General features: G+C 49.4%; 15 protein-coding genes and 3 pseudogenes. 11 read left to right on the top strand and 7 right to left on the bottom strand.

Features of this window, described 5'->3' with window-relative positions; genetic code table 11:
• Positions 1-11: 11 nt before the first annotated feature.
• Positions 12-403 (top strand): annotated as a pseudogene (gloA, locus tag P4S53_RS19575) (lactoylglutathione lyase).
• Positions 404-481: 78 nt separating this feature from the next.
• Here the strand turns inward: gloA and P4S53_RS19580 are convergent.
• On the bottom strand, positions 482-826 hold the full coding sequence (locus P4S53_RS19580) for a hypothetical protein (protein WP_337114003.1): 345 nt from the start codon (positions 824-826) through the stop codon (positions 482-484).
• A gap of 178 nt (positions 827-1,004) precedes the next feature.
• Here P4S53_RS19580 and P4S53_RS19585 point away from each other — a divergent pair, with 178 nt between their 5' ends.
• Together P4S53_RS19585 and P4S53_RS19590 are read left to right on the top strand one after the other, a co-directional pair.
• The gene (locus P4S53_RS19585; RefSeq protein ID WP_337114004.1) at positions 1,005-1,616 is read left to right on the top strand and encodes a superoxide dismutase; all 612 of its coding nucleotides are present in this window, start codon (positions 1,005-1,007) and stop codon (positions 1,614-1,616) included.
• Between the two features lie 15 nt (positions 1,617-1,631).
• On the top strand, positions 1,632-2,075 hold the full coding sequence (locus P4S53_RS19590) for a DUF2753 family protein (RefSeq protein WP_337114005.1): 444 nt from the start codon (positions 1,632-1,634) through the stop codon (positions 2,073-2,075).
• Between the two features lie 49 nt (positions 2,076-2,124).
• Here P4S53_RS19590 and motY read toward each other — a convergent pair whose 3' ends face one another.
• On the bottom strand, positions 2,125-3,012 hold the full coding sequence (gene motY, locus P4S53_RS19595; protein WP_337114006.1) for a flagellar protein MotY: 888 nt from the start codon (positions 3,010-3,012) through the stop codon (positions 2,125-2,127).
• A gap of 195 nt (positions 3,013-3,207) precedes the next feature.
• Between motY and rnt the strand changes: the two genes are divergently transcribed.
• From rnt to P4S53_RS19615, 4 genes and pseudogenes are all read left to right on the top strand, one after another.
• Positions 3,208-3,867, top strand: coding sequence for a ribonuclease T (gene rnt / locus P4S53_RS19600; RefSeq protein ID WP_337114007.1), 660 nt, complete (start codon positions 3,208-3,210; stop codon positions 3,865-3,867).
• Positions 3,868-4,157: 290 nt separating this feature from the next.
• Positions 4,158-5,411, top strand: coding sequence for an outer membrane protein transport protein (locus P4S53_RS19605; protein WP_337114008.1), 1,254 nt, complete (start codon positions 4,158-4,160; stop codon positions 5,409-5,411).
• 43 nt (positions 5,412-5,454) lie between these two features.
• Positions 5,455-7,905, top strand: coding sequence for a VolA/Pla-1 family phospholipase (locus P4S53_RS19610; RefSeq protein ID WP_337114009.1), 2,451 nt, complete (start codon positions 5,455-5,457; stop codon positions 7,903-7,905).
• Positions 7,906-8,214: 309 nt separating this feature from the next.
• Positions 8,215-9,536, top strand: a pseudogene (locus tag P4S53_RS19615) (Na+/H+ antiporter family protein).
• A 75-nt stretch (positions 9,537-9,611) separates the two neighbouring features.
• On the opposite strand, the gene P4S53_RS19620 reads toward P4S53_RS19615, so the two are convergent.
• On the bottom strand, positions 9,612-9,953 hold the full coding sequence (locus tag P4S53_RS19620) for a Grx4 family monothiol glutaredoxin (protein WP_027252810.1): 342 nt from the start codon (positions 9,951-9,953) through the stop codon (positions 9,612-9,614).
• Positions 9,954-10,272: 319 nt separating this feature from the next.
• On the opposite strand from P4S53_RS19620, the gene sodB reads away from it, so the two are divergent.
• Positions 10,273-10,857, top strand: coding sequence for a superoxide dismutase [Fe] (gene sodB / locus P4S53_RS19625; protein WP_337114010.1), 585 nt, complete (start codon positions 10,273-10,275; stop codon positions 10,855-10,857).
• 150 nt (positions 10,858-11,007) lie between these two features.
• Here sodB and asd read toward each other — a convergent pair.
• Both asd and yejK read right to left on the bottom strand, forming a co-directional pair.
• A pseudogene (gene asd / locus P4S53_RS19630) lies at positions 11,008-12,122 on the bottom strand (aspartate-semialdehyde dehydrogenase).
• A gap of 720 nt (positions 12,123-12,842) precedes the next feature.
• Positions 12,843-13,856 (bottom strand): nucleoid-associated protein YejK, encoded by a 1,014-nt coding sequence (yejK, locus tag P4S53_RS19635; RefSeq protein WP_337114011.1) that lies wholly within the window; start codon positions 13,854-13,856, stop codon positions 12,843-12,845.
• A 76-nt stretch (positions 13,857-13,932) separates the two neighbouring features.
• Between yejK and P4S53_RS19640 the strand changes: the two genes are divergently transcribed.
• Together P4S53_RS19640 and P4S53_RS19645 are read left to right on the top strand one after the other, a co-directional pair.
• Entirely contained in the window at positions 13,933-14,151 is a 219-nt protein-coding gene (locus P4S53_RS19640; protein ID WP_027252814.1) for a YejL family protein, read from the top strand.
• A gap of 33 nt (positions 14,152-14,184) precedes the next feature.
• Entirely contained in the window at positions 14,185-16,059 is a 1,875-nt protein-coding gene (locus P4S53_RS19645) for a DUF3413 domain-containing protein (protein WP_337114012.1), read from the top strand.
• A gap of 61 nt (positions 16,060-16,120) precedes the next feature.
• On the opposite strand, the gene P4S53_RS19650 is transcribed toward P4S53_RS19645, so the two are convergent.
• A complete protein-coding gene (locus tag P4S53_RS19650) occupies positions 16,121-16,396 on the bottom strand; it encodes a hypothetical protein (RefSeq protein ID WP_337114013.1) in 276 nt (91 codons plus the stop codon).
• 395 nt (positions 16,397-16,791) lie between these two features.
• On the opposite strand from P4S53_RS19650, the gene P4S53_RS19655 reads away from it, so the two are divergent.
• On the top strand, positions 16,792-18,306 hold the full coding sequence (locus tag P4S53_RS19655) for a GGDEF domain-containing protein (protein WP_337114014.1): 1,515 nt from the start codon (positions 16,792-16,794) through the stop codon (positions 18,304-18,306).
• 2 nt (positions 18,307-18,308) lie between these two features.
• On the opposite strand, the gene P4S53_RS19660 is transcribed toward P4S53_RS19655, so the two are convergent.
• On the bottom strand, positions 18,309-20,300 hold the full coding sequence (locus tag P4S53_RS19660; RefSeq protein WP_337114015.1) for a DNA topoisomerase III: 1,992 nt from the start codon (positions 20,298-20,300) through the stop codon (positions 18,309-18,311).
• Positions 20,301-20,374 lie beyond the last annotated feature (74 nt).

Consider the following 20,374-nt stretch of genomic DNA (forward strand, 5'->3'; position numbering starts at 1 on the left):
AGGAGAAAAAAATGGCAAACGGACGCATTCTGCATACCATGTTACGTGTGGGTGATCTGGACCGTTCAATCGCTTTCTACACAGACATCATGGGCATGAAGCTGTTAAGAAAGTCAGATAACGAAGCCTATCAGTACACTCTGGCTTTTGTCGGTTATTCGGATGAATCCGAAGGTGCAGTCATCGAACTCACTTATAACTGGGGCACCAGTGAATACGACCTGGGCAATGCTTACGGTCACATCGCCATTGGTGTCGATGATATCTATACCACCTGTGAGGCCATAAAAGCTTCCGGGGGAATGTTACCCGCGAACCTGGGCCAGTCAAAGGCGGCACAACGCATATTGCCTTTGTGCGCGATCCTGACGGCTATCAGATTGAGCTGATTCAGCGCAGCTGATAAACCGGATAACACGAAACGCAAAGAGGGCAGAATCGTTTCTGCCCTCTTGTTACGCACGAGCACATCGATGAGTGGCTATTCCACTTTGCCAAAATATTCTGTCACTTCCGCCCGATAGTTTTCTTCCTGACTGCCAGGATCCATGACATCCACTGAGTAGTACGGCATTTTTGATTCTTTCAGTTTTTCTATCACGTTCTCCGTCAGGTTTTCCGGACTGATAGAACTGAACACCTCATAAGTGGCTGATCGGTTTAGCCCCATCTCTTCAGCCTGCTCCTTAGTAATGAGCTGAGCTTGAGTCGCTGCCGCAACCTCCTCTTTCATTGTTTCTAAGCCGCTATTCACTACGTCTTTGTCGTCCGCAAAGGCGGAAGATGCGGCGATCATTATCACCATAGCCAAGAGTTGCCGTTTCATTTTTTCACCACGCTTTTTCTATTGTTATGTCGGATCAACGATCCTTGCTTCTATCAATCTAGCGTGTTTTGGCTATCTCTCCTCTTCAATAATGAGAACTGGCATCAGTACATGATTCATCACTATTGATAATGAGAAACGATCTCATTATTATTTGCGTAATACAGGAGGAACTTTTATGTCATTTACTTTCCCAGCGCTACCCTATCCCTATGATGCACTCGAACCTTATATTGATGCCAAAACCATGGAAGTGCATCACAGCCGTCATCATAAAACCTACTTTGATAAATTTATCAGCGCCATTGAAAACACCGGGCTCGAACAACTCACCCTCAAAGATATTTTCTCGCGGGTCTCCGAATTCAGTCCTGCAGTCAGAAATCACGGCGGGGGTTATTACAACCACAACCTATACTGGCAGTGCATGTCACCCAATGGCGGTGGACAGCCTGTCGGCCTGCTGGCAGAAGCGATTCGATGCCACTTTGGCAGCTTTGATGATTTCAAAACTGCCTTTTCAGACGCCGCTGCAGCCCATTTCGGCTCAGGCTTTATCTGGTTGTCTGTCACTGACGGGCGATTAGAGATTTCCTCAACCGCGAATCAGGATAACCCCCTGATGGATGTGGTGGAAAGCCGCGGCACCCCAATCCTTGCCCTGGATGTGTGGGAACATGCTTACTACCTGACGTATCAAAATAAGCGCCCCGACTACATCAGTGCCTGGTGGCAGGTGGTTGACTGGGATCAGGTAGAGCAGCATTACCTGGATGCACTTCACCAATAAGAAGGAAATGTACTCATGAACGTGTCACGGTGGGAAATGCACACCTTGCTGGCAGCAGAAGCAGAAAAAGACCATAAGCCCATGATGTCAGTGATCCATTATCAGCTTGCGCTGTCTGAATCGCAGCAACTTGAACCTGTCGACGGGAGTCTGGATGAGCTGGAAGAATTACTCGCCATTAAAGTGACGGCCTGTCACAACATGGCCAGTTTCTGGCGAAAGCAGGGAGACGGCGACTACGAGCTGAAATATCTGCAACTGGCTTCCGAACAGATCATGGCGCTGATTCCGCAATGCCCGAACCGTGACTGCGAAGCTTTCATCAGCTCTTTGGGTTGTTGCAAGACAGCGCTGATCGATTTTCTCAAACGCCACCCGAACCCCAAAGTGGCAAAACAGGTGGCGCATATCACCACCAGCAATCAGTGTGAGCTTATTGCCCGATTCCGCTTGCAGTGAATGCCCTATGCCCTCATCCGCAGTCACTGGCGGATGAGGGCATCACAAATTACATCAGGCTGGAAGTCCGGCCCATGGAAATCACAACACGCCTGTTTTTATTACGGCCCAGCGGCGTACTGTTGTCCGCAATCGGGCGACGCTCACCAAAGCCCTGAACCTCAATGCGATCTTTCGGCAGGCCCAAAGAGACAAAATACTGCTCCAGCTTTTCTGCACGGCGTTCTGATAAAGACTGGTTGGTATTTTTTCCACCAGAAGAATCACTGTAAGTCGCGACCAGGATTAAATCGATGTCCTGACTGTATTTAATAAAATCCGCAATTTGCGCCAGACGCTTCTGTGATGCTTTGTTCAGCTCATCGCTGTTTTTATCGTAATGCAGCACAGTAAAGGAAATGTCCTCGAAGTTATACGGCAGCAAATTGGCCAGACAGGTACTGAAGGTCTTGTATCCCGCACTGAATGCCACGGCAGACAGGCCAACTTCAATCCTTTCGTTTCTGTGCTGCCAGTCCTGATAACTGAAGGTCGGTATTTTCCCTTCTTCAAGTTCCGACAACATGTTCCATGCCATCTGACCACCGACATAACCGTCAAACTGCTTAAAGAATTTCAGACGCGTCAATGGCTCTGCGGCATCACCGGGACGCCATCGCGGAGGCATAGACACCAGGCTGACATTGCTGGTCTGTCCCAGCGGGCGCCGCATTTTCAGTTCAAAGTCGAGGTTCATTTTTTTGCTGGCACGGGATGTAAACTGCGCCTGACCAAAATTCGGAATGGCATGCTGCAACTGACATTCCAGAGGTGTATCCACCACCATTTCCCAGGTGGATTCCCCAGGTGTCGCAACATAATATTTTCCCGCCCAAGCTGGCGAACAGGCGCCGATCAGCGCTAAAGACCAAGCTCCCAGCTTCAATGGCAACGTCATTTTTATCATCCCGGTATAACCTACTTGCAAGTACTGGGTATTGTATCGGATTTTGTCGCAAAATCTTTAGCCGCCGTTTATCTTTCTGACAACCTCTCAGTATCCCTGCCCTGCCATCACACCTTAGCGGCAAGGGTTTAGCTTCTGAACCAGATCTGACATAATGCTGGCCTCATTTTTATCAGCAACATTATCATGAGCCAAGAAAACACATTAAATACCCTGAAAAGTCGCTTTCGTGGTTTCTTTCCTGTCGTTGTCGATGTCGAGACGGCCGGTTTCAACGCCAACACGGATGCCCTGCTTGAAATCTGTGCTGTCACCCTGACCATGGACGAAGAAGGATGGCTCAAACCTGCCAGCACACTGCATTTTCACATTACGCCTTTTGAAGGTGCGGTTATCCATCAGGAAGCATTGGATTTTAACGGTATCAAAGATCCGTTCAGCCCATTACGTGGTGCGGTGACAGAAGAAGAAGCCCTGAAAGAAATCTATAAAGTCATACGGAAAGAGCAAAAGGAAGAAGGCTGCTCCCGCGCCATCATGGTCGCGCATAATGCGAACTTTGATCACAGCTTCGTCATGGCCGCCTCTGAAAGGGCCAAACTGAAGCGCATTCCCTTTCATCCTTTTGCCACCTTTGATACTGCGGCACTGAGTGGCCTGGCATTCGGTCAAACGGTGCTGGCAAAAGCCTGTGAAGCAGCGAATATTCCATTTTGTAACAAAGAAGCGCATTCAGCCCTCTATGACACCGAACGAACCGCAGAATTATTTTGTGAGATCGTTAACAAATGGAAAAAATTAGGTGGATGGCCCGTCGCTGCACTTCAAACAGCAGAAGAAGCTTAAGGTCAGACCTGAAGAACAAATACTCATCAGACCTCCTACCAAAGCCCAGCTATGCTGGGCCTTTTTACAAAAATGAAACAAACGTCCAAAATTAATCAAACATCAGTTTAAAACGGAAATAAATAATACAGCGTTCAAATGTGCTTTTCTTCGCCCAAACACCCTGTTACATATGGTTAACATTGGCGTAGCGAATCCTTATACTCCGTGTCTACAAGCTGATTCACCATTCATTCATGGATTGAAGAACGCGAAGCATATCAATAATAAACAACAAGAGAGGCAGCAGAATGTCCAAAAGATTTCATGTAACCGCACTCGCCGTGGCCGCCGCGCTGACATCCCTCCAGGCGCAAAGTGCTGGTTTCCAGGTAGCTGAACACTCCGCCAGCGGTTTAGGCCGGGCTTTCGCCGGTGAAGCCGCGATTGCCGATAATGCCGCAGTGCTGGCCCGTAACCCCGCCGCATCGACCCTGTTCAAGCAACGCACTTTTTCCGGTGCGCTGAGCATTGTCGATCCATCGATTGATATTGAAAGTACTGACTTAAATCCAAATGTCAGTTCAACTCAAACGGCGAAAGACATTGCCCCGCTAGGTATTGTGCCAGCCGCATACTATATCAACCCAATCGACGACAAACTGGCTTTGGGTCTTGCCATGTTTTCAAACTATGGCGTTACAACTGAATACCCACAAGCTTTCCAAGCTGGCCTATCGGCAGGTAAAACATCTTTAATTACTGTTAATCTCAACCCAAGCGTCGGTTATCGTGTGAATGATAACCTCAGCTTAGGGTTGGGTGTCAGCCTGATATACGGCACAGCTGAGCTCCACCGTTATTCCGGTTCAACGAACCTAGGCAACAGTGCATCCGATCAAATTATCGGCTTAGAAGGCGACAGTTTTGGGTTTGGCTGGAATATTGGGGCGCTGTACGAAGTCAATAAAGATCACCGCTTCGGCTTGAGCTACCGCTCTCAAACCGATTTAGATTTTGAGGGTGATTTTACTGACAACATTGGCCTCTTTACAGGAACACCAAACAACACTGTTTCTGGCGATTTGACTGTCGTATTACCGGCTATTGCAGAGTTCTCTGGATTCCACCAGGTTGCTGACAAATGGGCAGTGCATTACAGCGTCCAATGGACCCAGTACAGTAAGTTCGAGGAACTACGTGCTACTGGCAGCGAATGCACATATACAGATGGCACTGAAGGCTTATGTCTGCTGAAAGAAGAAGATTACGACGATAATTTCCGCTACGCCATTGGTACAACCTATTCCTTAAATCCTCATTGGACGATTCGTGCAGGGTATGCGCTGGATGAACAAGCAGGTAAACCAACCCTGAGTATTCCGGATACTGACCGCCACTGGTATAGCGCAGGCTTTACCTACAAACACAATGAAGATCTGTCGTTTGATTTCGGATTTGCTTATCTGGCAGCTAAAGAGATGACATTCACTGAAGATGGCTTCTCAAACAAATCGACAGGTGGCGCGATTATCAGCGCAGGTCAGGTGAACTACACCTTCTAAATCGTTCACAGTGATGATCTTTCAAGAATTTAAGGGTAATAAAATGAATAAAAAACTAATTGCGTTATTAGTTGGTGCCAGCATCGGTTTGACTGGTTGCGGGGATGAGCTGAGCTTAAACGGAGATCCAAGTGTTGATCCAAAAATTCAGGACAGTTTAAACGCAGAGACAAAAGTGGTTTTTGATATTATCTCAAAAACAAAAGCGCCTATCCTGCCTTCATTTCTGATCATGGACAGCACAGACGGAACCATCAAGACGGATGATAGTGCCGCGGATCCTTCAGACTTAAGCGATCCCAAAGTTGCGCTGGGCAAAGCTGATGGCTGGAGTACAACACAGCCAATTGTGATTAACTTTTCCGGAAAAAACATCAATACAAATACCGTTACTGGTAGTTTTTACTTATTCAAAACTGGTAGTCCCCTTGATGGCACTGCGTCCACAACAACACCAGTACAGCTTACTGAAGGTGTTGATTATGTGATCGTGCCTTCAAGTTCATCGCTCACCGTTATGCCGCTTAAGCCATTGGATCTGACTAGCAATTACATGTTCGCGCTAACCAATGATTTGAAAGACATCAATGGAAATGCCGTCGGCATGAGCAACTCTTATGCTGTGATGAAGTCAAAAAGAACACCAGCAAATGCTGAACTCATCACCCCGCAGAAGATTACCCAAGGCGTCGAAAGCTTAATCAGCGGTATGACTGGTATTGATACAGATACGATCATTTATTCCAGCTGGTTCACAACAACATCCGCAGGTAGCGTGCTTTATGCAACGAAAGGAGCAATTGCTCTTTCAGCTGAAGCCGTGGGTACAACAGGAAATGCCAATACAATCTGGAAAGGTACTGCAAACCCCAATAATGTCGATACCACTGGTATGTTCACCTTTAACAGTGACACACCAACTGACATTACCGATTTTCTCGGGGACACTCTCACTCCAATTTTTAACGGACTTTCCATCAAAGCTTACCAAGGCACAGTCAAGATACCTTACTTCCTTGAAACAAAAGCGGGCTCCTGGAATACAACACCTTGGCAAAGCGGCATGCCTAGCCTGGCTAAAATCAAACATGTTCTGGAAAATGGCATTGATGCAGATAAAGCTGCAATCGTAAAACAACTGGGTGGATTAACACCGGCTATCACTGTGGAAGATATGGCAAACGTGCAAACCGATGCTGCAGTTCAGAAAAAAGTGATTTCGGCATTAACCGGTGCGAAACTGACCTTGGCAAACGGAAGTCAACTTGATGCAGAGCGCGTGATTTCTCAGTACAGTCCGATTCCTCAGCTGAAGTCAATGGAATCTGTTCCATATACCCTTGTTATGCCTGCACAAGCCAATTGCCTTACTGAACTTGGTGGCGGTACAGGTATCCCAGTTACGATTTTCCAGCACGGTATCACCGCTGACAAAAGTTCGGTTCTGGCACTTGCTCCGACAGCTCTGAATGGTAAATGTATGGCGCTGATTGCTATCGATCATCCATTACATGGTGATCGCGGCATTGTGGACGGCGGGACAACATATGTCACCGAAGAGAGCTCTCCAGAAGTTTATATGAATCTGGAATACCTCAACATTGCTCGGGATAATTTCCGTGAATCCATTACAGATACACTCAGCCTGCGTACCGCGCTTGGTCTGCAGTTCCAGATGAACGCTGCCGGAACACCAAATCCAGCCAAACCTCTCACAATATTGTCGCCGAAAAACACATCCAATGAGATTGTTGGTGTGAACTACATCGGCCACTCTCTGGGCGCAATGACAGGCATTGGCTTTGCAGCGACGGCGAACAAGCCTGTACTGGACATTACTGATCCGACAGAAAAAGCCACTGAGTATGGTGCTTTCAGAATCGATCGGGCTCAATATGCCAACCCTGGAGCAGGCATTGCATATCTGTTACTCAACTCGACAAAATTTGGTCCTGTAATTAAAGACAAGCTGTTATCAAAAGCCAGTTCCGATTATCAAGGCTTTAAACAAACTTACTGCCAGGGCGCGACAGATAGCGACTGTTATGCGTTGTTCTACAGTAAAGCATCTGACGCACAAAAAGCAGTTGTTGATGGCACTCTGTCTCAGTTTGCCTATGCTGCACAGTCAGTGCTGGATACCGTTGACCCGATTAACCTCATTGGTCAGGTCGACAGTACAACCCAGCAATACCTGACTATGGTGCAAAACGATGAAGTGATTCCCAACGGCTTGACTGCAGATTCAACGAAACAATACTCTCCGTTTGGCGGCACACTGCCGTTGATTAACAGCGGCTTCGAACAGTTTGTAAATACTGTATCTGGCGTCACTAAATCTGCAGGCATTTTTGTCAGCGGAGACCACAGTTCACTGCTGGATCCGAAAACCGACCCAGACATCACAGCTGAAATGCAAGCGCAGGCAAAAACCTTCCTGACCGAAGGAAACATCACAGTGAGTAACTCCAGCCTGATGACAACCATGCCATAACACCTGCTGTTATCTCTCTAGTTCCAAAGGCCAGCTCTGCTGGCCTTTTTCATCTTTCCTGAATGGCCTTTGCATAACGCGAATCCGTCCAAGTATCGCTTTGAGCCGGTTGATTGTGTCAATATCAAACAGCCGCTCATCAGTATTCTGACCGTCTTCTCACTATATCCGGCTAAAAACTCTACCTTGAGCACAATTTCTTCTCGACATGTATGAAAATTTCAGCAAACTAGACGGCCTGCATATTGCTGCTGAATAGCATGATTATTCAGTGATGCAATCACATAACTATCAATGGAAAGTCGTTTTATGAATCCTGTCGTTATTTCCGTCTGCGTCATGCTGGTCCTGGCGCTGATGCGAGTCAACGTCGTGGTCGCGCTGACCTTCAGTGCCATCCTCGGCGGCCTAGTCGGAGGGCTCTCCCTCACCGATACCATCTCTGCCTTTGAAGGCGGGCTGGGCGGCGGCGCCACCACAGCTTTGAGCTATGCCATGCTGGGCACATTCGCGGTGGCCATTTCCCGCTCAGGGATTACGGATGTACTGGCACAGAAAGTCATCAAACGCATCAGCGGCCACCATAATGCGGCTGCGGCGACCGGCGTGAAGTACTCAGTGCTGACCATTTTACTGCTGCTGTCTATTTCATCGCAGAATGCGATTCCGGTGCACATTGCTTTCATCCCGATTGTGATCCCCCTTTGCTGCATGTGTTCGCCAAACTGAAACTGGATCGCCGCCTGATTGCCTGCGTTCTGACCTTTGGCCTGGTCACACCTTACATGGTGCTGCCAGTAGGCTTTGGCGGTATTTTCCTCAATAACATTCTGCTGAAAAACCTGCATGACAATGGCCTGGATGTGGCGGCCAGCCAAGTGCCTTATGCCATGATTCTGCCGGCGGCCGGTATGCTGTTCGGCCTGCTGCTGGCCACCTTTGTCAGCTACCGCAAACCCCGGGAATATTCTGAAGCACAGATTCTGGCCAGCGAGCCGGAGCACGCTGAAATCAACATGCAGCATGTTTATGTTGCGATGGTTGCTATCGCGGCTGCACTGGGCGTTCAGCTGTACAGTGGCTCGATGATCATTGGGGGTCTGGCTGGCTTCATGGTGTTTACCCTGGCCGGTGTGATCAAGTGGAAAGATACCCATGACGTGTTCACCAAAGGCGTGCACATGATGGCGATGATAGGGTTCATCATGATTGCAGCCGCCGGTTTTGCAGCCGTTATGAAAGCCACTGGCGGGGTGGAAACCCTGGTCAGCTCGCTGTCTGATACGATCGGCGACAACAAAGCACTGGCTGCCCTGCTGATGCTGGTGGTTGGCCTGCTGGTCACCATGGGGATCGGGTCATCCTTCTCAACCATTCCGATTCTGGCAACTATCTATGTGCCCTTGTGCCTGAGTTTTGGTTTCTCGCCGCTGGCAACTGTGGCGCTGGTCGGTACCGCTGCAGCGCTGGGCGATGCCGGATCGCCGGCCTCGGATTCGACCCTGGGCCCGACAGCCGGTCTGAATGCTGACGGTCAGCATGAGCACGTATGGGATACGGTTGTCCCGACCTTTATTCACTACAACCTGCCACTGATTGCCTTTGGCTGGCTGGCTTCCATGATGCTGTAAGCCGCTTCTTGTTGAGCAGAAACAAAAAGACCCCGCAGTGCGGGGTCTTTTTTTATCAGTACAAGCGTTCAGAGATTATTCTGCGGCTTCAGCACTGTCGCGACGCGCGGCGGCTTCTTTGATTAACGGCTGCAGTTCACCTTTCTGGAACATTTCCAGAATGATGTCACAACCACCAACCAGCTCACCTTCAATCCACAGCTGTGGGAACGTTGGCCATTGCGCATAAATTGGCAGCTCAGCACGGATATCCGGGTTTTGCAGGATATCAACGTAAGCAAACTTTTCACCACAAGCCATCAGCGCCTGAGAAGCCTGTGAAGAGAAACCGCAGCTCGGCAGTTTTGGTGATCCTTTCATGTACAGCAGAATTGGGTTTTCTTCGATCTGCTGTTTGATTTTGTCGATGGTTTCCATAGCTTCCTCTAACAACGTTAGCTTTATAGTAAGTGTGATACCCACATTCTACTTTGTCACGGCAAGGAAAAAAACGCCTAATGAAAGTAAGGTTAAGACTTATACTTGTCTGAACGCTTGCTGACCATCTTCTGCTTGCAGCGACCTTTTTCATTCAGACTACTTTTAATAAAGAAAAAACTTGCTAAAATGATTTGCAAACACGCAAGCCTATCGCTTGTATACAATAACAAACACAGTTTGAAGTGACGCAGGCTTAGCCTGCTAACGGAAGCAATGTCGTGGGTCTGCCCACACAATCAATATGGAGAATCGAGTAATGGCATTCGAACTACCTGCTCTACCGTACGAGAAAAATGCACTTGAGCCACACATTTCTCAAGAAACGCTGGAATACCACCACGGTAAGCACCACAACACTTATGTTGTGAAACTGAACGGCCTGATCGAAGGTACTGAGTACGCAGACAAATCTCTGGAAGAGATCATCAAGACCTCGACTGGCGGTGTTTTCAACAACGCAGCTCAGATCTGGAACCACACTTTCTACTGGCACTGCCTGAGCCCAAATGGCGGCGGTGAGCCAACTGGCGCAGTGGCGGATGCTATTGTTCAAGCGTTTGGTTCTTTTGACGCATTCAAAGCAAAATTCACTGACTCAGCAATCAACAACTTTGGTTCATCATGGACCTGGCTGGTGAAAAAAGCAGATGGTTCTCTGGACATCGTGAACACCTCTAACGCAGATACGCCACTGACTGAAGCAGGTGTTACGCCTCTGCTGACAGTTGACCTGTGGGAACACGCTTACTACATCGACTACCGCAACCTGCGTCCAGACTACATGAATGGTTTCTGGGCATTGGTTAACTGGGAATTCGTTGCTAACAATCTGGCAGCTTAATTCTCAAACCTGACGGTTAAGATCGCAAAAGGCCCGCACAGCAGTGCGGGCCTTTTCTTATATTTTTTGTCAGCATTTCAGTTGTTGATTTTTCAGCAGGCAGCCCCACTACCCGCTGAACAAAAACCTCTGGTCTGAACTAGAAAACGATCAGGCTTTCTCTGCCAGAATGATACGCAGTGTACGGCGCAGCGGCTCAGCAGCCCCCACAACAACTGATCACCCACAGTGAAAGCATTGAGGAAATCATCGCCCATGGCCAGCTTACGCAAACGGCCGACAGGAACAGACAGCGTGCCTGTCACTTTCGTTGGCGTCAGCTCCTGCATGGTAATGTCGCGCTCATTCGGGATTACTTTCACCCAGTCATTGTGCGAGGCAATAATCCCTTCGATTTCATCCAGCGGAACGTTCTTCTTCAGTTTCAGCGTCAGCGCCTGGCTGTGACAACGCATCGCACCGATACGCACACAAGTCCCGTCAATCGCAATCGGGCTGTTGCCGGTTGCCAGAATCTTGTTGGTCTCGACGCCGCCTTTCCATTCTTCTTTGCTCTGACCGTTTTCACGCTTCACATCGATCCAGGGGATCAGAGAGCCCGCCAACGGCACACCGAACTCAGATGTCGGGAAGTCGGCAGAACGCATGGCTTGCGCCACTTTACGGTCGATATCCAAAATAGACGTGGCCGGATTAGCCAGCTCGCTGGTCACGTTGTCGTTAATGACACCCATCTGAGAGATCAGCTCGCGCATATTCTTAGCACCGGCGCCTGACGCCGCCTGATAAGTCTGGGAGGTCATCCACTCAACCAAACCTGCCTTGAACAGTCCGCCGACTGCCATCAGCATCAGGCTGACAGTACAGTTACCACCGGCGAATGAACGCACGCCAGAGTGAATACCCTGCTGAATTTGATCAAAGTTAACCGGATCCAGCGTGATGATAGTTTGATCATCCATACGCAGCGTCGACGCCGCATCAATCCAGTAACCTTTCCAGCCTGCCTGACGCAGCGCCGGATACACTTTCTCGGTATAGCTGCCACCCTGGCAGGTAATAATGGCATCAAGCTTCTTCAGTGCATCAATATCAAATGCATCATGAAGTACGCCTGCATCTTTACCGAAGTCAGGCGCAGGAATTCCAACCTGCGAGGTTGAAAAGAAAACAGGTTCAATATGGTCAAAGTCTTTTTCTTCCACCATACGTTGCATAAGCACAGAACCTACCATGCCGCGCCAACCGATCAAACCAACTTTCATCATAGCTTGCTACACTCCATGTTGACGTGATTGGGCACCTCCTAAACTGATTGGAGAAAAGCCACCTTTAGTATGCAACAGGTCAAATAAAGGCCATCAGTGACACACTGACAGCCGCATACCCATTTCAATCACGTTTTTGAAAACCACATTCACGACTCTTACGCATCAGAAACACTCTGCAATCTTGCAACAGCCATGAACCGAAGATAGCTAAATACCATAAAGCAAAGCCCCTACCAACGCAACAAAATGCCAAAATTAACTGGTGTCAAAGCTGTAACACAGCGCAGCAAGACGAGTGCACCAGCTTTTTCAGAGTATTCAGCTAATTTGATGTCATTGCACAGAGCGATGATGCTAGATTTTCAGGGAATAAATCATGATTTTTCTGAAAAAAGTAAAACCCTGTTTTTCACACTCTTCATTTCAGTAAACCGAATATTCATTTCCCTTTAGTTTACTTTATTGCTATCAGGGTACTGATTTATCATCAACAGGCAAAAAGTATCAATCATCCGTCTGTAACAATTGATGTTCAGGTTGTGCAATGGTTCAGAAATAAGCAGATAATCAGGAGGGAAGTAAGAGGAAGGCACCGGCAAACTGGCTCTGAATAATACAGCCAGAGTCAGCGGGATAAAAAGTCCGAAACACTAAGGTTAGATCAGACGTGCTGCACAGACTTCCATCTGAGCAGCACGTCTGATCAACTGCGTATCAGGTGTCGCTGTTCTGGCGTCGCTGAAGCTGATCTTTGAGGTTCGGCGGTGTGCCTTTAATCGTCAGTGTATCAGTGTCCGGATCGTAGAAAATTCGCTCACCCAGCAGCATGCTGTCGAAGTTGATCGTCAGCCCGCCACCCGAGCCGACAAACTTGGTCAGCTTTCGCATGGCAGTCCGATCTGCCGGAAAGGTGTCTTCCAGTTCATAACCCTGGTTGGAGGTAAACTGATAGAAGTCGACACCGGCCTCTGTGGCAGGTAATTCGCCCGACAACTCTTTCACCGCAACTTCTTCACCGGACTGCAGCTGACCGTTGCAGTAATCGTAGACTTGCTTGCGGTACTGCTGCTTTTCCTCTTTATCCATACGAGAATCAGCACAGAAATCCTCTACCGCCTGCATCAGCACCTGATTCTGCACTTTGACATCCAGGCCGACTTCCGCCTGCAGGAAATCCAGGAAAAAATCGGCCACTTTGCGGCCAACCCGTCCCTTGATAAAGGTCAGGTAGCGATTACATTCGGGATCAGTCTCCCAGGATGACAAGTCTATCCGGGCAACAATTTCCATTTTGCTGACATCCAGATAGTCTGTGGCGCTAATATCAAGTTGATCAGTCACCTTCATGCTGTGGCAGGTTGGCAGAAGACCAATGAAGAGATAATCGGTAGCCAGAGACTGGTATTGCGCCATCACCAGTGTCCCGGCATCAGCAAACGGATACTTGACCAGTTCAGATTGCAACCGTTGTGAGGCCTGATTGGAAAAAGTCAGAAAATCCAGTTCGTCCTGGCGGCACTGTTTTAGCCAGTAACCGAATTCACTCTCTTCGGAGAATCGGCCAAAACCTTTGGTACCCTTGCTGCTGTATACCCGGTGCAGTTCGGCAACCAGTTCAGTGGTGGTATCAGTATGTTCTAGTTCCTGCTCTCTCAGCTGAACAGACAGCTCATCTTGTTCGTTTTTGGAGAATTGGTGCAGGATGACGTTGGAAAGCGTGAGACTCATAATGGAAAAGTTTTTCAGTAAATCTAAAGTGTAGGGTATTATAAGTCGCTTTCTTCACCATAAAACAAGACCTGATATGCCAATTACATCAAAATACAGTAATGAAAAAGTGGAACAGATCCTGAATGATGTGTTCGATGTCTTTGAAAAGCACGATACATCTGCTGAATTAGCGCTTATGATTGTAGGTAATGTTGCTACCAATATCATTAATGCCGATGTTCCAGCATCACAACGTCAAGCCATTGCTGATAAATTCGCCCAAGCTCTGCTGACCTCAATCAAGAAAGATTAATCCCAGCACCAGAGAGAAGAAGAACACAGGTATATGGTCTCCAGCGGAAACAACTACAAAGAAACCGTGTCTCAACTGATTAGCTGGGGACACTGGTTCAGTTTTTTCAATATTATCGCAGCCATGCTGTTAGGTACCCGGTACATTATCCATTCGGAGTGGCCGGAAACCCTGATGGGGCAGCTTTATATGGGCCTGAGCTGGGTGGGTCATTTCGGCTTTCTGGTTTTTGGCTTTTACATTCTTATCCTGTTTCCAGCCAGCTTTCTCATCCCCTCTCAGCGCCTAATGCGTCTGTTTGCGGTGCTGGTTGGAACCATAGGTCAAACTATACTGATACTGGATACCCATGCTTATGAAAGCTTGGATCTCCATCTCAGCCCTCTGGTCTGGGATCTGTTACTTAGTGGGGAACGGACCGAACTGAATGCCCGCTGGCAATACTTGTTCATTGTCGTGCCAGCCATATTCCTGCTCCAGCTGTTTTTGTCAGAATGGCTGTGGCGCAAACTTCGTAAACTCACGCGCAAGCATGTCGGCGTGCCGATTGCTTCTGTGTTTGGACTATGTTTCCTCGCCAGCCACCTGCTCTACATTTGGGCAGATGCCAATCTTTACCGGCCTGTCACGGCACAGCGATCCAATTTTCCGCTGTCTTATCCAATGACAGCCAAATCCTTTATGGAACGTCATGGCCTGCTAGACCGGCAGGAATACACCCGGCTGCAGGAAAAGCAAGGTGTTGAAAACAGCGAGAATATCCGTTATCCGCTCAAACCCCTGTCGTTCAGCGATAAAGGGACCGGCCAGAACCTGTTGGTGATCATGATAGATGGCCTACGCAGTGATATGGTCACCCCTGAAACCATGCCGTATCTGGCGGCCTATGCGCAGCAGAATCTGAACTTTACTGAGCATTACAGCACAGGAAACGACAGTACTCTGGGTACGTTCGGTTTATTTTATGGTCTGCCTGGCGCATACAATACCAGTATCCGGGCTGAACACAGCCCACCGGTTTTACTCGATACCCTCACCAAACGCGGGTATCGGTTTGGTTTGTTCAGCGGTTCAGGCTTTGCCGATGTCATCTATCCGCAGGCTATCTTTACCAAAGATCAGATTGCTTTAGCCGCAGCCCTGAATCCGGAGACAGATAACGATCAGCAAGCCATTGCCAATATGCAAAGCTGGCTGAGCAAACAAACCGCTGGCAAACCCTGGTTTGGTTATCTGGAGCTGGTATCAGTCCAGGATTACGAAGATTCTGATCATGCCGTTGCAGCGACGTTTTCACCCTCGCTGAAAGACACTCAGCCCGGTGAAGATGCAGGCACAAATCCAGCTGAACTGCTGAAAAACAGTTATCGCAATTCGGCTTACCATGTTGATGAGCAACTGATTGGTATCTTTGACAGCCTGATTAAGCGCGACATGCTGGACAATACGGTAGTCATTATCACGGCAAACCACGGCACTGAATTTAATGAAACCGGCACCAATTCCTGGGGTTCGGGATCCAACTACAGCCAATATCAGCTGAAAGTACCGCTGATCGTCCATTGGCCAGATAGCCAGACCGCTCAGATCAGCCGGGCAACCAGTCACCTTGATATTGTCCCGACGCTGATGGAAACCCTGCTCAGTACCACAACAGCACCTGAGTTTTACAGCAGTGGTATCAGTCTGTTCGATACCAGCAATAAGCGTCGCTGGGTCCTGGCTGGCGACAGCCAGGACATTGTCGTTGTCCAGCCGGAAGGCACGACAATTGTGGATAAATACGGCAACTACACTGTGTATGATGCTGAATACAGAATGAAAGATAACGGGAAACCGAAACTCTCCACTTTGATGCAGGTCATGCATGAGCTGAAGCGGTTTTATCAGCCCGGCTCTGCGCAATAACATCTCAACAGGGCAGCTCATCGCTGCCCTGTTCTATGATGAACGATGGCCCATCAGCCCGCTAGTGGTAGTCAATATTGCTGGCGTAGCATTGTTCATAGCCATCATTCCAGCCATTGGCGTATTTATTCTCTTTCTTCATTCTCTCGGGATCCTGACGAAACCCGTCATAGAAAGTCGTCGCCTGTACTTTTCGGCTGTCACAACCATCCTGATACCCTTCAAGGTAATTGCGGGTAAATCCCAGTTCTGCGAGCTGAGCATGCCGTGTCTGGCCACATGCTGACAAAATCAGAGAAAGTGATACCCACAATAAAAACACATGTCGTCTTTTCATGTTCTCACCTGACGGTGTATATAAAGTCAAAATATCCCCGTAAGGTAAAAATAGTGAAACTTATCAGTTCGCCCTGTCTCAAGATTGACACAAGGACCGTCTGGCTACTGAGCATCGCCAGTCCTGGCCAGCCGGCCCCGAGCTGGCAACAAAGCCGCCAAAAAACCCGTTGTCGCCTCTGAGCATCATCCGCAAAAGAAATGCCATCGGAGTGTCACTGCAACAAAACTCACACAAACATAATAAATTTGACTGCAGCCAGATTTTAACTAATTGCTTTATATGTTTATTCATTTTCCTGTGTGAGCACTCTGTTCTCTTTTTATTATTTTTATATCGTAATGTGTTGAAAAACGTTTCATACCACCACTCAGGTCAGTAGCAGCGAGAACGGAATGGATTCCTTCTATCAGGCATACTTTTCACATTGGCAGACAGCAAAAGAAAAGCCGGTGATTATTGACGGGCTGCTTGCTCTGTTGTGCCGCCACTTGCGTGCTTCATCGTGCCGTCTGTTCGTCAAAAAGCACGCTGAGTGGATCCATTTCACGCATTGCTCTCCATCAATTGATGCCCCAAGGTCACCGCGTGATGAAGAGCTAGATGGCTGGCTTTGTCAGCCCATGCCTTTTTACCGGCAAAGTGCGGAGAAGACGGAGCTATGGCTCCCGCTGCAACATCAGGGTATACCACTTGGCTTGCTGGCACTGCGTTATCCTGCAGGTTCGGCACTGACCGATCCTGATTATTTACAGCCCTGTATCCTCCACCTGAGTGCCGAGCTGAAAAATTGCATCGCAGCCGAGCAGCCTGCGGGCTCAGGCCCGGTGCTGCTGGATATGCTGCAGGGCTTGCACGACATCTCTTTCGCGCTGTGGCGTGCAGAAAGTATTGACGAGATGCTCTTTCATGCCGTCGAGCAGGGAAAGACAGTGCTGAATATTGATCGTATTGCTATCTTTCTGCTGACCGGACATAACCGGATGAAAGGCACCTATGGTACAGATACGGAAGGCAATACGGTAAAAGAAGCCTATTTTGAGTCCCCTATCCCGCCTCACTGGTTCATTGACCATCCTCAGGCACAACATGGTTACCTGGCCATTGAAGAAAACACCTCGCTTTATCATGATTTGCAAGAAATCGGGTTTGGCTGGAGTGCTTACACGTCACTGTGGGAGGGGGATAAACGCGTTGGCTGGATAGCGTACGATAATCTGATTCACGGACGCCCGCTGGCTGACTATCATCCGCAACTGCTCAAGCAGTTCAGCTTTATCGTCTCTCAGCACCTGGTTCGCAGACAGACAGAAGAAAACCTCAACCAGCTCAATGGCGAATTAGAAAAGCGCGTCACTGAACGAACACGGGAACTGCAGCAGCTCAACCGGCAACTGGAACACACTTCCCGTCATGATCCCTTAACGCAGGTACCGAACCGTCGGGTGTTTGATCAGACCCTGCACCTAGAGTGGCGCAGGGCACAGCGGCATCAGCTCCCCGTCTCTTTGCTGATGATTGATGTGGATCACTTTAAATCATTCAATGACAACTATGGCCACGCGACTGGCGACCGTTGTCTGACCCTGATCGCCCAGACACTGGTCTCGGTCGAGCGTCGTGCAGGCGCGCTGTTTGCCCGTTATGGCGGAGAAGAATTTGTGATTCTGCTGCCGGGTCAAAACGCCCAGGCTGCGATTGTCGCCGCCGAGAACACCTTAGAAGCGGTGCGTTCATTGCTCATTCCGGTCAACGGCCAGGAATGCTGCAGTGTCACTGTGAGTGTTGGCATCAGTTGTATGGTGCCGGACAAACAATCGACAGCGGATCAACTGTTTAACCAGGCCGACAGCGCCTTATACAAAGCCAAGTCGCTGGGCCGGGATACCTTTTTCATTTACGACGACTAGTTTTATTTACGACGACTAGCGGCTCTCTTCTGACCTGCACTTTTCTGACCCGCCGCGCCAGAATGCTGCCTGCCCCGTGCCCGTCGGCTATAGCTCCCTTTACCTTTACTGGCCGGTGGCGCAACCGCCTGAAGCGTTCGCAAGCTTGGCGGGACGCCACCTGACTTGATCGCTCCCATCAGTTGCTCAATCTGCTGTTGCAATGCTCCCATGAACGGCTGATAGGCATATTTCCGCTCAGCCATGTCCTGCAGCTGGTGTTCCCAATGTGCCGTCATATCCGGGTACGTCGCTTCATCGGGTAAAGCGTACACCAGTGCACGGCCAGCATCTGAGGCATGAATATTCTTCCCCTGACGGTAGAGTAGCTGGCGCTTGAACAAGACTTCCATAATACCGGCCCGGGTGGCCTCCGTACCTAAACCGTCCGTCTCGCGCAAAATCTTCTTCAGCGATTTATCTGCCACAAATCTGGCGATCCCCGTCATCGCCTGAAGCAGAGTTGCTTCGGTAAAATGCTTAGGTGGCTCAGTCACCCTGTCTTTGATCTCTCCGTCCTGGCAGGTCAGCACTGTGCCTTTATCCAAGGGCGGTACTTTGTCGGCCAGATCCTGCTCTTTGTCGGCATCGTCCTTGCCCTGCAACACTTTCCAGCCGGGCTGCATCAGCTGGCGGCCTCTGGCAATAAACACCCCGCCTGCGATAGCAAATGTCAGTTTGGCTTCCGCGTAAACCGCCGCCGGGTAAAACTGCATCAGATACTGACGGGCAATCAACTGATAAACCTTGGCTTCCTGATCGCTCAGGCTGCCGGGCTGCACGGCTTTGGGGGTGGGAATAATGGCATGGTGCGCATCCACTTTACTGTCATTCCAGGCTTTTGAGCGTAGCGATAAATCGGCGCCCCTGACCGCCTCCAGCATCTGCGGTGCCGTGGACGACACGGCGTTCACCACTTCACTGGCCTGGCGATAGTGATCAACCGGCAGATAACGGCAGTCAGAGCGCGGATAGGTAATGACTTTGTGTTTCTCATACAGTGACTGACAGCACGCCAGTACATCCGCCGCGCTCATACCGAAGCGGCGCGCTGTATCAATCTGCAGTGCCGACAGAGAATACGGTAAGGGCGGCGATTGGCGGGTTTCTTTTCGCTCCGCATCCGAGACCGTAGCCGGCTGGCCTTTGATGCGCGCCACGACATTTTCACACAGCTTGCGATTGAGTACCCGGCCTTCCTCGTCTTGCCAGGGCTCACAGGCCTGGCTCGGCTGCCAGCGGGCACGGATAACATTGTCCTGATAGGGGATCAGTGCATAGACATCATAGAAAGGAACCGGCACGAAATTGGCGATCTCGTCATCCCGGCGAGTCACCAGTCCAAGCACAGGTGTTTGCACCCTGCCGACCGACAGGACGCCCTGATAGCCGCCCCGCTGCCCAAGCAAGGTATAGGCACGAGACATATTCATGCCATACAGCCAATCCGCCCGGGAGCGGGCCAGAGCTGACACCGACAGTGGAATAAAATCGCTGTTGTCCCTTAACTGCCCAAGCGCCCTTTTGACTGCTGCCGGGTTAAGATCTGAGATCAGCAACCGTTTCATAGTCGCTTTTTTTGCAGCGGCCAGTTTCACGTAATCAATCACTTCATCGACCAGCAGCTGGCCTTCCCTGTCCGGGTCGCCGGCATGGATCACTTCATCGGCCTGCTTCGCTAACTTGCGAACCACACTCAGTTGCTGCTTGGCCGATTTTCTCGGAGCCAATTGCCACTGCTCAGGGATGATAGGCAAATCATCCAGGTTCCATTTCTTATAGCGCGGATCATAGGCATCCGGCTCTACCTGCTCGAGCAAATGGCCGATACACCAGGTGACAATGTCGCCGTTGGCGACTTCAATGTAGCCTTGATGATTCTTATGCGGACGGGGTAATACGGCTGCAATAGCACGTCCAAGGCTGGGTTTTTCAGCGATATAAAGACGGGTCATGAAGTCTGTAACTACTGGAAATAACTCTCAGTACTATAAAGAATTCAGGAATCGGTGACAATCATTACTGGATA

The sequence above is a fragment of the Photobacterium sp. Hal280 genome (assembly GCF_037162255.1).
GTDB lineage: Bacteria > Pseudomonadota > Gammaproteobacteria > Enterobacterales > Vibrionaceae > Photobacterium.